Annotated in this window: 13 protein-coding genes; 9 read left to right on the top strand and 4 right to left on the bottom strand. The window is 72.4% G+C overall.

All coding sequences use genetic code 11. The features are described 5' to 3' along the window. Nucleotides 1-121 precede the first annotated feature (121 nt). Nucleotides 122-490, top strand: a complete 369-nt coding sequence (locus tag ABZ646_RS06820; protein WP_360513696.1) for a hypothetical protein — start codon at nucleotides 122-124, stop codon at nucleotides 488-490. On the opposite strand, the gene ABZ646_RS06815 is transcribed toward ABZ646_RS06820, so the two are convergent. Continuing rightward, nucleotides 429-1,265 carry a DUF4184 family protein gene (locus ABZ646_RS06815; protein ID WP_360513694.1) on the bottom strand — a complete coding sequence of 279 codons (837 nt, stop codon included), beginning with the start codon at nucleotides 1,263-1,265 and terminating at the stop codon, nucleotides 429-431. The genes ABZ646_RS06820 and ABZ646_RS06815 overlap by 62 nt on opposite strands. A gap of 324 nt (nucleotides 1,266-1,589) precedes the next feature. Here ABZ646_RS06815 and ABZ646_RS06810 point away from each other — a divergent pair, with 324 nt between their 5' ends. The 3 genes from ABZ646_RS06810 (at nucleotide 1,590) to ABZ646_RS06800 (ending at nucleotide 4,697) form a co-directional block, all read left to right on the top strand. Then, the gene (locus ABZ646_RS06810) at nucleotides 1,590-3,383 is read left to right on the top strand and encodes a lytic transglycosylase domain-containing protein (RefSeq protein ID WP_360513692.1); all 1,794 of its coding nucleotides are present in this window, start codon (nucleotides 1,590-1,592) and stop codon (nucleotides 3,381-3,383) included. Nucleotides 3,384-3,548: 165 nt separating this feature from the next. Beyond that, nucleotides 3,549-3,683 (top strand): SPW_0924 family protein, encoded by a 135-nt coding sequence (locus ABZ646_RS06805; protein ID WP_360513690.1) that lies wholly within the window; start codon nucleotides 3,549-3,551, stop codon nucleotides 3,681-3,683. 21 nt (nucleotides 3,684-3,704) lie between these two features. Continuing rightward, nucleotides 3,705-4,697 (top strand): DUF3068 domain-containing protein, encoded by a 993-nt coding sequence (locus ABZ646_RS06800; RefSeq protein ID WP_360513688.1) that lies wholly within the window; start codon nucleotides 3,705-3,707, stop codon nucleotides 4,695-4,697. Here ABZ646_RS06800 and ABZ646_RS06795 read toward each other — a convergent pair. Together ABZ646_RS06795 and ABZ646_RS06790 are read right to left on the bottom strand one after the other, a co-directional pair. Further along, complete coding sequence (locus ABZ646_RS06795) at nucleotides 4,687-7,332, bottom strand: ATP-dependent helicase C-terminal domain-containing protein (protein WP_360513686.1); 2,646 nt, start codon at nucleotides 7,330-7,332, stop codon at nucleotides 4,687-4,689. The two genes, ABZ646_RS06800 and ABZ646_RS06795, sit on opposite strands and share 11 nt — an antisense overlap. A gap of 62 nt (nucleotides 7,333-7,394) precedes the next feature. Further along, complete coding sequence (locus ABZ646_RS06790) at nucleotides 7,395-8,261, bottom strand: class I SAM-dependent methyltransferase (protein WP_360513684.1); 867 nt, start codon at nucleotides 8,259-8,261, stop codon at nucleotides 7,395-7,397. A gap of 316 nt (nucleotides 8,262-8,577) precedes the next feature. Between ABZ646_RS06790 and rpsA the strand changes: the two genes are divergently transcribed. The 4 genes from rpsA to ABZ646_RS06770 all read left to right on the top strand — a co-directional run bounded on the left by rpsA (nucleotide 8,578) and on the right by ABZ646_RS06770 (nucleotide 12,413). After that, nucleotides 8,578-10,074 carry a 30S ribosomal protein S1 gene (gene rpsA, locus ABZ646_RS06785; RefSeq protein ID WP_046729628.1) on the top strand — a complete coding sequence of 499 codons (1,497 nt, stop codon included), beginning with the start codon at nucleotides 8,578-8,580 and terminating at the stop codon, nucleotides 10,072-10,074. A 228-nt stretch (nucleotides 10,075-10,302) separates the two neighbouring features. Then, entirely contained in the window at nucleotides 10,303-11,241 is a 939-nt protein-coding gene (locus tag ABZ646_RS06780; protein WP_360513682.1) for a PAC2 family protein, read from the top strand. 83 nt (nucleotides 11,242-11,324) lie between these two features. Further along, nucleotides 11,325-11,936 (top strand): dephospho-CoA kinase, encoded by a 612-nt coding sequence (gene coaE, locus ABZ646_RS06775; protein ID WP_360513680.1) that lies wholly within the window; start codon nucleotides 11,325-11,327, stop codon nucleotides 11,934-11,936. Between the two features lie 90 nt (nucleotides 11,937-12,026). Next, nucleotides 12,027-12,413 (top strand): tetratricopeptide repeat protein, encoded by a 387-nt coding sequence (locus ABZ646_RS06770; protein ID WP_046729631.1) that lies wholly within the window; start codon nucleotides 12,027-12,029, stop codon nucleotides 12,411-12,413. Between the two features lie 66 nt (nucleotides 12,414-12,479). Here the strand turns inward: ABZ646_RS06770 and ABZ646_RS06765 are convergent, their stop codons facing one another. After that, a complete protein-coding gene (locus ABZ646_RS06765; RefSeq protein ID WP_360513678.1) occupies nucleotides 12,480-12,776 on the bottom strand; it encodes a DUF6343 family protein in 297 nt (98 codons plus the stop codon). 67 nt (nucleotides 12,777-12,843) lie between these two features. Here ABZ646_RS06765 and ABZ646_RS06760 point away from each other — a divergent pair. Next, the coding region (locus ABZ646_RS06760) for an acyltransferase domain-containing protein (protein WP_360513676.1) at nucleotides 12,844-13,228 on the top strand (385 nt) is incomplete at its 3' end.

Below are 13,228 nucleotides of genomic sequence, written 5' to 3'. Positions count from 1 at the left end.
AGGGGCGGCGAGCCCAGTGCCCTCGCCTCGGCCGCCGAGCCCCGCCGAGCCCCGCAGAGCCCGTCACTCACCTGGACCCCGTCAGAACGCCCCCGCCATCGCCACCGGCAAGGATGCGGCCATGGGTATACGTATGGTTCACCGCCGGACGCCCCAGAGCAGGCCCCCGGCCAAGGCCCGCTCCGCCGCGGCGCAGGTCACGGCAGTTCCGTCGGCCCCGGCCCAGGCGGCCGCCGCCAGCTCCGCCCGCATCCCCGCCGACCTCGCCGTCACCGCGCGCCGCACGGTCACCCGCCTCCGTCGGCGGCTCCGCGCCCGTCCCGGCCCGCGCCAGTGGCTCGACCTGGGCCGCGGTTACCTCGCGCTGGTCCTCACCGCGCTCCCCGGCCCCCACCGCCCCCGCACCATGACCGTGTTCGTGGCCACCCTCACCGAACGGCGGACCGGGTCCGCCGCACCTCGGTCGCCGGAACCGGACGCCACACCCTGACGGCCACGGCGTATCCGACCACTCCCAGCAGCAGCCCCGCGCCCGCTCCGAACAGCACGGTCGGCAACAGCTCCCAGGGCTTCGCCGTGGCCCCCCAGTACTCCCACCACCGCGTCGCCCGCTGCACCGCCGCCAGCAGGGCGCAGCCCGCGAGCCCGGCCCCGGCCCACCACCGGTCCCGTACCGACAGCGGTGGCACCCCCACCGGCTCCCCGTCCGGCGCCCGGCGTACCGCCCGCACCAGGAACACGGCGAGAACGGCCGCGCCCACCGCCGAACTGCCGTACTGGAGCAGGGTGTACAGCGGCACTCCCGCGAAGTTCCGGCCGATCGCGGGGACGAGCCGGCTGCCCCAGCGGTCGCGGTGCGTGAACGCGTCCCAAACGACATGGGTGAGACCGCCGAGGACGGCGCAGAGGTACCACCGGGCCGTCAGCCGCAGCCCGGCACGAGCGCGTGGCGCACCGCAGCGGAGCAGGGCCGAGAGCCGCCCCTGCCGGGCCCGGGGGAGGAGTGCCACCAGTGGCTCCCGCACCAGCAGCCACAGCGCCACCAGCGCCCAGGAGAACAGCACGTCCACGGTGAGGACTCCGGTGAAGGAGTGCGTGAACCCGCCGAACGCCATCGCGTCCGGCACCGCGCTCGCCGCGTAGAAGGTGAGGTCGGGGGCGAACGACCCCGCGACGAGCACCGCCGGCACCAGCCGCCCGCGGCCGGCCCCGTCACCGCGCACGGCGGGCAGTACGGCGGCGGCGTGGCTGAGAGTGAACGGCACCGGTCCCCCTGGAGCAGTCGTCTGGAACAGTCGTCGGCCGGAGCGCCGAACCGTGATCGCGTACGACAAGTATCCGCAACACCACCGCCGTTCAACGGCGGATGGCCAACTGGTGAAAATCGGGCACCGCCGGGTGTCGGTGGAAAGCAAGTTGTCGTAGGGTCGCCTGGGTCGCAGCCCGGGGCGCGTACGGCCGGGTGCACGACCTCACAACCCGAAAGAGGTAACGGGGGCAACCACAGCACCGGGTCCATCGTCACACCAGGGCGAGCAGACAGACGGAGACGGGCGCCCAGAAGGCGTTCAGGGGAGGGGTTCACCACTATGGCGGCGCAATTCGGCAGGCGGCTGCGCAAGGGGGCGGCGACGACCGCCGCGGCCGCGTTGGCGGTGGCGGCTCTGTCCGCGTCCCAGGCTCCCGGCGTCGCGAACGGCGACACGGGCAGACAGGCCAACGCCGGCGCCAGCACCTCCGCGTCCGGCGCAGGCGGTGCGGCCGGCGGCGCCACCGGCAACTCGCCTTACTACACGGACCTGCCGCCGCTCAACAGCCCCAACCCCAGCGCCAGTCCGACCGCCTCCTCGTCGAGCATCGGCACCGCCGTCTCCGGGGGCGCGGCCGAGGCCGGCATACCCGCCACGGTCCTCGACGCCTACAAGAAGGCCGAGGCGGAACTGCGCGCATCCAAGCCCGGCTGCAACCTGCCCTGGCAACTGCTCGCCGCCATCGGCAAGGTGGAGTCCGGCCAGGCCCGCGGCGGTGACGTCGACGCCGAGGGCAACACACTGCACCGGATCCTCGGCCCCGAACTCGACGGCAACGGCTTCGCGCTCATCAAGGACACCGACGGCGGCAAGTACGACGGCAACAGCCAGTACGACCAAGCCGTCGGCCCGATGCAGTTCATCCCGTCGACCTGGGCGTGGGCGGGCCGCGACGGCAACGGCGACGGAGTCAAGGACCCGAACAACGTCTACGACGCGGCGCTCGCCGCCGGCCACTACCTGTGCCGCAACGGCTGGGACCTGTCCGTCCAGGCCGACATGAACAGCGCGATCCTCAGCTACAACAACTCGCAGGACTACCTGAACCTGGTCATGTCCTGGTACGAGTTCTACCGCAAGGGCACCCACTCGGTCCCGAACGGCACCGGCACCGTGCCCTCCCACCGCAGCGACTCCGGCTCGGGTTCCGGCTCGGGCTCTGGCTCTGGCTCTGGTGGCTCGGGCGGCGCCACCACCTCCCCGTCGCCCAGCGCACCCGGCACACCGGGCACCTCCACGCCGAACCCCGGCGAGCCCGCCCCGGGCACCCCGAGCGCGCCCCCGGGCCTGCCGCCCACGGCCACCGACAGCGTGGACCACCTGGAGGACGCGGGCACCGCCAAACTCACCGCGACGGCCGGCGACGCGTTCGCCAAGAGGATCAGCACGCGCGCGGAGACCAAGGTCGGCCGGGCCGTCGCCAAGGTGCGTGTCCGCTTCACCGTCGTCGGGGACACGGACACGACCTTCACCGGCGGCGAGACCACCGCCACGGTCGTCACCGACAGCAAGGGCGTCGCCCTCGCGCCGGCGCTCCAGGCGGGCGAGAAGACCGGCGACTTCACGGTCCGCGCCAGTGTGGTCGGCCGTACGGTCAAGGGCGTCGACTACGCCGCGACCGTCACCGCGCGCACCGCGGACACCGTCGCCCGCACCAGCGACACCGCACTGACCTGCACCCCCGGCGGCGAGTTCGCCGACCAGGTCCAGGTGAAGGCCACCTACCAGGGCGCCGTGGCCGGCAAGGTCGCCGCCACCGCCACGCTGATCAAGTCCGCGGACGACCCGAGCACCGACGACAAGGGCCCGTACTTCAAGGACGCCGACGGCAACGCGGTACGCGCCCTCACGGACCTCCGGACGGACGCGAACGGCCTGCTCACGCTGCCCAAGCTGTACGCGGACGACACCACCGGCACGTTCCTGCTGCGCATCACCACCACCGGCGGTGCGACGCTCACCGTCGAACTGACGGTGGCCGCGGCGGACGCCTCGCCGAGCCCGTCGCCGACCGCCTCCGCGTCGGCCTCCGCCTCGGCTTCGGCGAGCCCGTCCACCTCCGCCACGCCCTGATCCGCCGACCCGGCCGTACGGCCACGAGGGCGCCCTCCCGCCGACGCGGGACGGCGCCCTCGGTCGTCGTACGGCCGTGTGCGACGTGTTCTCATCTCGTCCTCCCGTTGCTACCGTGCCCGGACCTGACGAACCATCAGGAAACCGTCCGCAGGGAGGTCCCGCATGCGCGCCCTGATCGCCGCCGCGACCGGCCTCGTTCTCGCGGTCGTCCTGGTCGTGACCGTCAGTGCCATGGGATCGCCGACCGGAAAGACGTCCCCCAAGCCGCTGCTCACGACGGTGCCCGTACACCCGTAACCGCCGCCCCGGGAGGCCGAGATGCGCCGCACGGCCAGTCTGGTCCTGCTCGCCTGTGCCGTGTTCTTCGCGGCGCTGTCCCCGCTGCTGCGCTGGTACGCCTTCCCGCGCCTGGCCAAGATCCCGGCGAACCAGTACCAGGCCGTGGTCATGGTGGCGAAGAACGCCACGCTCCTCGACTACGGCACCATGAAGGCGAAGAAGGTCCCCCAGGTCACCATCGTGCAGACCCTCAAGGGCGACGTGGCGGCCGCGAATCGGATCGAGAAGACGGCGGGGCGGGACGTCGTCGTCTGGGACGGCCTGTCCTACGTCCAGGGACCCGACGGCAAGATGGTCTCCGAGATCCCCGAACGCTACATCTTCGACGCCCACAGCCAGGAACCCGTCCACGCCACCGGCGAGATGGTCGACGGCGACCCGGTGAAACGCGACGGCATCGAGTTCAAGTGGCCCTTCCTGACCGAGAAACGGGACTACGAGTACTTCGACGCGCAGACCCGCACCACCAACCCCATCCACTACAAGGGCACGCAGACCTTCCGGGGCGTCAAGGTCTACTACTTCGAGCAGACCATCCCGTGGACCCGGGTCTCCCTGCCCAGGAAGATGCCGGTGCAGGGCATCACCCCGGAATCGGTCGCCAAGACCGGCACCACCCGCTGGTACACCACGGTCCGCAAGTTCTGGGTCGAGCCCGTCACCGGCGCACCCGTCAACGGCGAGGAGATCCACAAGGAGGAACTGCGCGGCGGCACCCTGCTCGGCGGCCGCGCCGAGGTGACCGCCTTCGCCGGTGACGTGAAGATGCGCGAGGACTACGTCGAGCACACGGTCGCCCTGGTCAAGCACAACCGCACGATCGTCCTGCTGCTGACCTCCTACCTCCCCTGGGGCTTCCTCTCCCTCGGCATCGCGCTGCTCGCGCTCTCCCTGTACCTGGAGGCGCTCGGCCGCCGCCCCGCCGACCCGCGGCCGACGCCGGCCGACGTCCCCGAACCGGTCAGCGCCTGAGCCGCGCGTTGGTGTGCCGGGTGGGTTCGGCACCGACGGGGTCCTCGGGCCAGGGATGCTTCGGGTACCGCCCCCGTAGTTCGGCCCGTACGCCCCGGTAGCCGTCCCGCCAGAAGGAGGCGAGGTCGGCGGTGACGGCGGCGGGCCGCCCGGCCGGTGACAGCAGATGCACCAGCACCGGCACCCCTGCCACGGCGGGCGACTCCTGCAACCCGAACATCTCCTGCAACTTCACGGCGAGCACCGGTTGCTCGGGGTTCCCGTAATCGACCCGGATCCGCGATCCACTGGGTACGACGATCCGCTCCGGCGCCAGCTCGTCCAACCGCCCCGCCGCCCCGCTCGCCCACGGCAGCAGCCGGCGCAGCGCCTCCCCGGCGTCGACGCGCCCGAGATCGGCCCGCCGCCGGGCCCTGCTCAGCTCCGGTTCCAGCCATTCGGCCACGCGCGCGTGCAGCGCGTCGTCGCCGACGTCGGGCCAGGGCTCCCCGACCCGCAGCCGGAGAAAGGCGAGCCGCTGCCGCAGTGCGACGCCGTCCGCCGTCCACCGCAACAGGCCGAGCCCTTCCTGCCGCAGTCCTTCGAGCAGCGCGTCGCGTACGAGGGCGGGGTCGGCGTCCCGCAGCGGCCGCACGGCCAGCTCGATCGCCCCGAGCCTGGCCACCCGTCGCGCGACCACGTCCCCGTCGGCCCAGCGGACCTCGTCGCGGGTGTCGAGCAGGGGACCGGCCGCCCGGCGCGCGGTCTCCTCGTCCACCGTGGCCGCGAGCTGCACGCGTGCGTGCCCCTTCCCCACGGGCCGGTCGGCCACGGCGACGGCGAGCCAGGGCGCGGACCGCAGCGGTGATCCCTCACGGAGCTCGGCACGGGTCCCGGAGACCATGAGGTGAGATCCGCCGTCGGCCCGGGCGACCCGCTCGGGAAAGGCGAGCGCGGCGACGAGCCCGACAACCTGATCACCAGAGCCGCCCAGCCCGCCCTGAACCCCGCTGCCACCGGCCCCGCCTCTGGCGTCGGCCCCGGCCCCGGCCTCGCCTTTGGCCCCGTCCCCAGTCATGTCCCCGGCCCTGGTCCCGATCCCGGCCCCGGCCCCGCCCCCCGGTGAAGAGGCGCGGTCGGCCGGGCGGGAGAGGTCGGTGAAGGCGGCCCGCAGTCGCCGGACCTCCGAACGCCATCTCCCGGAGTAGGCGTCGCCCCCGCGCCGCGCGCTCCGCAGCGCGGCGCCCAGATCGTCCCCGTACTCCCGGGGGACCTCCTCGCTCAACAGCGCGACCACCTCCGCGGCCTGCTCCGCCCCCACCACGGCGGCACCGTCCACCAGGGCCCGCCCCAGCCGGGGGTGCAGGCCCAGCCGCGCCAACCGGGCCCCTCGCTCCGTGGCCCGGCCGGCGGGGTCCACCGCCCCGATCGTCATCAGCAGAGCCCGCGCCGCCGCCATCGCCCCGCCCGGCGGCGGATCCAGCAAGGCCAGCCCCGTGGCGCCGGGATCGCCCCAGCAGGCCGCCTGAAGGGCGAACGAGGTCAGGTCGGCCACCCTGATCTCCGGCGCGGGAAAGGCCGTCAGGCGTCCGTCCTCGGCCTCGGACCAGCAGCGGTACACCGCCCCCGGCGCCTCACGCCCGGCCCGCCCCGCCCGCTGCCGCCCGGCCGCACGGGACGCCCGCACCGTCGCCAGTGCGCCCAGCCCGCGCGCATGGTCCACCCGCGGCTCCCGCGCGAGCCCCGAGTCGACGACCACCCGTACCCCCGGGACGGTCAGCGAGGACTCGGCGACCGCAGTCGCCAGCACCACCCGGCGCCGCTCCCCGGGCGCCAGCACCGCGTCCTGCACCGCGGCCGGCGCCCTGCCGTGCACCTGGAGCACCTCGGTGTCCCCGAGGTCGCCCAGCTGCCCCGCCACGCGCGCGATCTCGCCCACCCCCGGCAGGAAGCACAGCACGTCCCCGTCCCGCTCGGCCAGCGCCCGCCGCACCACCGACGCCACGTGCGTCAGCAGCGCCGGGTCGACCCGCATCCCGTGCGGTGGCCGCACCGGCCGCAGCGGCGGCGCCCACACCACTTCCACCGGGTACGTGACGCCGCGCGCCTCGACCACCGGCGCGCCGCCCAGCAGCCGGGCCCAGCCCTCGGCGTCCGTGGTCGCCGAAGCGGCCACCAGACCCAGTTCCGGCCGCAGCGTCTCCCGTACGTCCCAGAGGAAGGCCGCCACCGTGTCGGCGTCCAGATGCCGTTCGTGGCACTCGTCGAGGACGACGACGTCGACGCCGGACAGCTCCTGGTCGCGTTGCAGGCGCTGCAGGAGCACACCGGTCGTCACCACCTCCACGCGCGCGCGGCGTCCGACGACCCGCTCCCCGCGCACGGTGTAGCCGACGCTCCGGCCGACCTGCTCGCCCAGCAGCCACGCCATCCGCCGGGCCGCCGCGCGGGCGGCGATCCGGCGCGGTTCGGCCACCACCACCCGCCGCGCCGGCCCCTCGCCCAGCAGACCGGCCAGCGCCAGGGGCACCAGCGTCGTCTTGCCGGTGCCGGGCGGTGCCACCAGGACGGCGGTGCCGTGCCCGGCCAGGGCGTCGTCCAGGCCGGGCAGGGCCTGCCGTACGGGCAGCGCGTCCAGGGCGTCGTAACGGATCACGCCCCCAGTGTCGTACGTCCCGGGAACGCCCTTCACGCGCGCGTGCGCTTCGGTCGGGCGGTTCAGCCACGCTCGCACACGAAGATCGCCGTCCCCGGGACGAGGTTGCCGCGCAGCGGGGACCAGCCACCCCATTCGGAGGTGTTCCAGGCGGGCCACTCGGGTTCGACCAGGTCGACGAGGGTGAAGCCCGCGGAGACGATGTCGCGGACGCGGTCGCCCAGCGTGCGGTGGTGCTCGACGTACACCGCGCGGCCGTCCTCGTCCTGCTCGACGTACGGGGTGCGGTCGAAGTAGGAACTCGCGACCGTGAGACCCTCGGGGCCCGGCTCGTCCGGGAACGCCCAGCGGACCGGGTGGGTGACCGAGAAGACGAAACGGCCGCCGGGGCGCAGCACCCGGCACACCTCGCGCAGCACCTGGCGCGGGTCGGCGACGAAGGGGAGCGCGCCGTACGCCGAGCACGCCAGGTCGAAGGAGGCGTCCGCGAAGGGCAGCGCACCCGCGTCCGCGCACACGAGCGGAAACGATCCGCCGATGCGCAGCGCGTGCTGGAGCTGGCGGTGCGAGAGGTCCAGGGCGACCGGCCGCGCCCCCTGGGCGGCCAGCCAGCGCGCGCACTGGGCCGCGCCGGCGCCGATCTCCAGGACGTCCTTGTCCTTCAGCTCCTCCGGCGGGCCGAGCAGCTCCGCCTCCACCTCGTCGAGGCCCTCGGGCCCCCACACGAAACGGTCGTCGCCGAGGAACGTGCCGTGCTCGATCTGGTACTCGTCGGCGTTGCGGTCCCACCAGCCCCGGTTGGCCCTGCTGCTCTCGGCGGCCCCGGCGGTCCGCCGGGTGGCTTCCGGTTCGAGGTCGAACGAATCGGGCTCTTGGATGATCGGCTCCCTCGTCGTACTCTTCCCTGCAACCCGTCCGCGGGGCGTCACGGAAGAGGTTTTCCGGACCCGCGTGGCCTCGCGGGACGGTTCTTGTGCCGGGTATGCGGCGATCCGCCCCGGGTGTGCGCCTTCGCGCATTGACCCTGCCCGGCTGCCCCCGTATGCTACAAGTTGCGCTGCGGGCCTGCGCACCTCAGACGTAGCAGGCTGCGCTCGCATCTGTTGTATGTCCCCTCGGTTCTCGAGGCGCCACCAGCGGTTTTGTGTGGGGCTTCCTTGGCTGTCCGGTCTTCATCAGAGCGAAACGGGCTCCCGGCGTAAGCAGTACCTACGACTCAATGTCCGTACCGGAGCCCTTTCCCACATGACGAGCAGCACCGAGACCACCGCCACCACCCCGCAGGTTGCGGTCAACGACATCGGTAACGAGGAAGCCTTCCTCGCCGCGATCGACGAGACGATCAAGTACTTCAACGACGGCGACATCGTCGACGGCGTCATCGTGAAGGTCGACCGGGACGAGGTCCTGCTCGACATCGGTTACAAGACCGAAGGTGTCATCCCGAGCCGCGAGCTCTCGATCAAGCACGACGTCGACCCCAACGAGGTCGTCGCCGTCGGTGACGAGATCGAGGCCCTTGTTCTCCAGAAGGAGGACAAGGAAGGCCGCCTGATCCTCTCGAAGAAGCGCGCCCAGTACGAGCGTGCCTGGGGCACCATCGAGAAGATCAAGGAAGAGGACGGCATCGTCACCGGTACCGTCATCGAGGTCGTCAAGGGTGGTCTCATCCTCGACATCGGCCTCCGCGGCTTCCTCCCGGCCTCTCTTGTCGAGATGCGCCGCGTCCGCGACCTCCAGCCCTACGTGGGCAAGGAGCTCGAGGCGAAGATCATCGAGCTGGACAAGAACCGCAACAACGTGGTCCTGTCCCGCCGTGCCTGGCTGGAGCAGACCCAGTCCGAGGTCCGCCAGACGTTCCTCACGACCCTCCAGAAGGGTCAGGTCCGTTCCGGTGTGGTCTCCTCGATCGTCAACTTCGGTGCCTTCGTGGACCTGGGTGGCGTCGACGGTCTGGTCCACGTCTCCGAGCTGTCCTGGAAGCACATCGACCACCCGTCCGAGGTCGTCGAGGTCGGCCAGGAGGTCACCGTCGAGGTCCTCGACGTCGACATGGACCGCGAGCGTGTCTCCCTGTCGCTGAAGGCGACCCAGGAAGACCCGTGGCAGCAGTTCGCCCGCACCCACCAGATCGGCCAGGTCGTGCCCGGCAAGGTCACGAAGCTGGTTCCGTTCGGCGCGTTCGTCCGCGTGGACGAGGGCATCGAGGGTCTGGTCCACATCTCCGAGCTGGCCGAGCGCCACGTGGAGATCCCGGAGCAGGTCGTCCAGGTCAACGACGAGATCTTCGTCAAGGTCATCGACATCGACCTCGAGCGCCGCCGCATCAGCCTCTCGCTGAAGCAGGCCAACGAGGCCTTCGGTGCCGACCCGGCCACGGTCGAGTTCGACCCGACCCTGTACGGCATGGCCGCGTCCTACGACGACCAGGGCAACTACATCTACCCCGAGGGCTTCGACCCCGAGACCAACGACTGGCTCGAGGGCTACGAGACCCAGCGCGAGGCGTGGGAGCACCAGTACGCCGAGGCGCAGCAGCGCTTCGAGCAGCACCAGCAGCAGGTCATCAAGAGCCGCGAGGCCGACGCCGCTGCCGCCGCCGAGGGTGGCGACGCCGCGGGTGCCGCTCCGGCCGCGGGTGGCGGTTCGTACTCCTCCGAGGGTGCGGACACCTCCGGCGCGCTCGCTTCGGACGAGGCGCTCGCCGCGCTCCGCGAGAAGCTGGCCGGTGGCCAGAGCTGAACGCTAGCCCCCAGGGCTTAGCCGCTTCACCGAGGGCCCGCACCTTTCGAGGTGCGGGCCCTCGGCGTGTTCCGGCGCGTCGCACCGCTGCGTCCCGGGAACTTCCCGGCAGTCCCCGGGAGTTGTTCCGCCGTCCCGGTGTGAAACTGCCACGAGAGGCCAGCTGGTCAGGAATGCCCGCGTCGTGCGGTGCGTTGTCACGTACGAACACGAGGAGGAGCGGTCACAGTGCTTGATCCGCAGGGTTTGTACGCATGGGAGCCGAAGGGCCTCGCCGTCGTCGACATGGCGCTCGCCCAGGAGTCGGCCGGTCTGGTCATGCTCTACCACTTCGACGGATACATCGACGCGGGCGAGACCGGCGACCAGATCGTCGACCGGCTCCTCGACTCGCTGCCCCACCAGGTCGTCGCCCGCTTCGACCACGACCGGCTCGTGGACTACCGGGCGCGTCGCCCGCTGCTGACCTTCAAGCGGGACCGCTGGACCGAGTACGAGGAGCCCGGCATCGAGGTCCGGCTGGTCCAGGACGCCACGGGCGCACCGTTCCTGCTGCTGTCCGGCCCCGAGCCGGACGTCGAATGGGAGCGCTTCGCCGCGGCCGTGCGGCAGATCGTGGAGCGGCTCGGCGTGCGCCTTTCGGTGAACTTCCACGGCATCCCGATGGGCGTGCCGCACACCCGCCCGGTGGGTCTCACCCCGCACGGCAACCGCACCGACCTCGTCCCCGGCCACCGCAGCCCCTTCGACGAGGCCCAGGTGCCCGGCAGCGCCGAGGCGCTGCTCGAATACCGCCTCCTGGAGGCGGGCCACGACGTCCTGGGCGTCGCCGCGCACGTTCCGCACTACATTGCCCGCTCGCCCTACCCGGACGCCGCCCTGACCGTCCTGGAGGCCGTCACCGGCGCCACCGGCCTGGTGCTCCCGGGCATCGCCCACGCCCTGCGCACGGACGCGCACCGCACGCAGACGGAGATCGAACGCCAGATCCAGGAGGGCGACGAGGAGCTCACCGCGCTCGTGCAGGGCCTTGAGCACCAGTACGACGCGGCCGCGGGCGCCGAGACCCGGGGCAACATGCTCGCCGAGCCGGTGGAGATCCCCTCGGCCGACGAGATCGGCCTGGAGTTCGAACGCTTCCTCGCGGAACGGGAGGGCGACAACTAGGGCGTGCCGCGGCACAAGGACCTGCCCCGGAGATCCAGGACCTGTCCGCGGCGGTGTCGGTGGCAGGCCCTAAGCTTCGGGACATGCTGAAAGTTGGCCTCACCGGCGGCATCGGCGCCGGCAAGAGCGAGGTGTCACGGCTGCTGGTCGGACACGGCGCCGTCCTGATCGACGCCGACCGCATCGCGCGTGAGGTCGTCGCGCCCGGCACCCCCGGCCTGGCGGCCGTCGCCGAGGCCTTCGGCCCGGACGTGCTGGCCGCCGACGGCAGCCTGGACCGGCCGAAACTGGGCTCGATCGTCTTCGCCGACCCCGAGCGGCTCGCCGTGCTCAACTCGATCGTGCACCCTCTCGTGGGGGCCCGCTCCCGAGAACTGGAGCAGGCGGCCGCCGACGACGCCGTGGTGATCCACGACGTCCCGCTCCTCGCGGAGAACGGTCTCGCCGCGCTCTACGACCTCGTGGTGGTCGTGGACGCCGCCCCCGAGACCCAGCTCGACCGGCTCACCCGGCTGCGGGGCATGACGGAGCAGGACGCACGCGCGCGCATGGCCGCGCAGGCGACCCGTGAGAAGCGCCTGGAGATCGCCGACCTGGTCATCGACAACGACGTGCCCCTGGACGCGCTGCGACAGCGCGTCGCGCAGGTGTGGGCGGACCTCGTGCGCAGGGCACGGCAGGCGGCCCCGCACTAGCGGGAAGCCCGCTACGACACAGAAGCCGGCTACGAAATAGCGGACGCCTGTCCACGCGTTGAACCGCTTCAGTGAGGGAAGGACTTTGCCGTGCCCGAGACCAGCGGTTCGACCGGACGTACTCCGGAGACGCATGTCATCGACTTCCGTGCCGCCGAGCAACTGCTCAACGCACGGGACCCGCGGGGCGCGGTGAAACTCCTCGACGGAGTGATCGCCGCGCACCCCGAGAACACCGCCGCCCGGCTGCTGCGCGCGCGTGCGTTCTTCGCCGCCGCGCAACTGCGGCCCGCCGAGCTGGAGTTCACCATCGTCCTGGAGCGGGAGCCGGACAACGCGTTCGCCCACTTCGCGCTCGCCCGCACCTATGAACGCCAGGGCCGAGCCGACCTCGCGATACGTCACTTCCGGCTGGCGGCCGCGCTGGACCCGAACCCCGAGTACCTGAAGGCGGCCCGCTTCGACAGCGGTACGTGAGCGGGCTTTCGCGCACGGCTCACCGCCGCGGCCGGCCGCCCACCGCCGACCGCTCCGAACGCGCGCTCACGGATGCCGGTGCCGCGGCGGGCGCCGAAACGGCGGCGGGGTGTCCACCGGCCGGTAGGGCGGTACATCACGGCCCGGCTGATAGTGCGGGCCCTGCCGCAGGTGCCTGACGATCACGGCAAGGTCGACGGTGGCCACCAGCCACAGCACCGCGCAGGCCGCCGCCCAGCCGGGACGTCCGACGACCGCGAACACCACCGTGCCGAAGACCGCCCAGGCGATTCCCCAGACACTCAGCCACAACCGCGCCCGCAGCGGACTGCGCGCGGTGACCGGTTCACTCCCTGTACGCATCGCGGATCACCACTCCTCCCAGCAACGTACTCTTCGACGAGGACGTTCACCAAGGGGGGAAACCATCGTGCTGCCGGACGCCGCCGACCTGCCCGATCTGCTCCTCGACCTCGCCGTGCCCCACGAGGACATCAACGAGGTGACCGCACGTCTGCGGACGGTGACGACCGATCCCGGCGTACGACGGCTCCTGGACGAGTGCGCCGAGGACGTGACCCGCGTCGTCCGGGAGGTCGACGACCCGGCCGGACTGGGGGACCGGGCCGCCCACGCCCCGGCCGCCCTCGGCGAGTACTTCCTCGTGTACGCCTTCCTCGTCGCGGTGCCGCACGTGCGCGCCGCGCACCGGGAACTCGGCATCCCCGACGACATCACCCGAATGACGCTCACCGATCTCGGCCGCGGCATGGCACTGCACCGCAGGCGGTACGGCCGCGGCGGGCTGGGCGCCC

It is taken from the genome of Streptomyces sp. NPDC007162 (assembly GCF_040634175.1).
Classification (GTDB): domain Bacteria; phylum Actinomycetota; class Actinomycetes; order Streptomycetales; family Streptomycetaceae; genus Streptomyces.
This window is presented reverse-complemented; position numbering and strand designations above follow the sequence as displayed.

Bases quoted from the DNA above. Each gene is read 5' to 3' on its own strand.
- ABZ646_RS06805 (WP_360513690.1), top strand. From the start codon at position 3,549: ATGCGCGCCCTGATCGCCGCCGCGACCGGCCTCGTTCTCGCGGTCGTC.
- rpsA (WP_046729628.1), top strand. From the start codon at position 8,578: ATGACGAGCAGCACCGAGACCACCGCCACCACCCCGCAGGTTGCGGTC.
- ABZ646_RS06820 (WP_360513696.1), top strand. From the start codon at position 122: ATGGGTATACGTATGGTTCACCGCCGGACGCCCCAGAGCAGGCCCCCG.
- ABZ646_RS06800 (WP_360513688.1), top strand. From the start codon at position 3,705: ATGCGCCGCACGGCCAGTCTGGTCCTGCTCGCCTGTGCCGTGTTCTTC.
- ABZ646_RS06810 (WP_360513692.1), top strand. From the start codon at position 1,590: ATGGCGGCGCAATTCGGCAGGCGGCTGCGCAAGGGGGCGGCGACGACC.
- ABZ646_RS06765 (WP_360513678.1), bottom strand. From the start codon at position 12,776: ATGCGTACAGGGAGTGAACCGGTCACCGCGCGCAGTCCGCTGCGGGCG.
- coaE (WP_360513680.1), top strand. From the start codon at position 11,325: ATGCTGAAAGTTGGCCTCACCGGCGGCATCGGCGCCGGCAAGAGCGAG.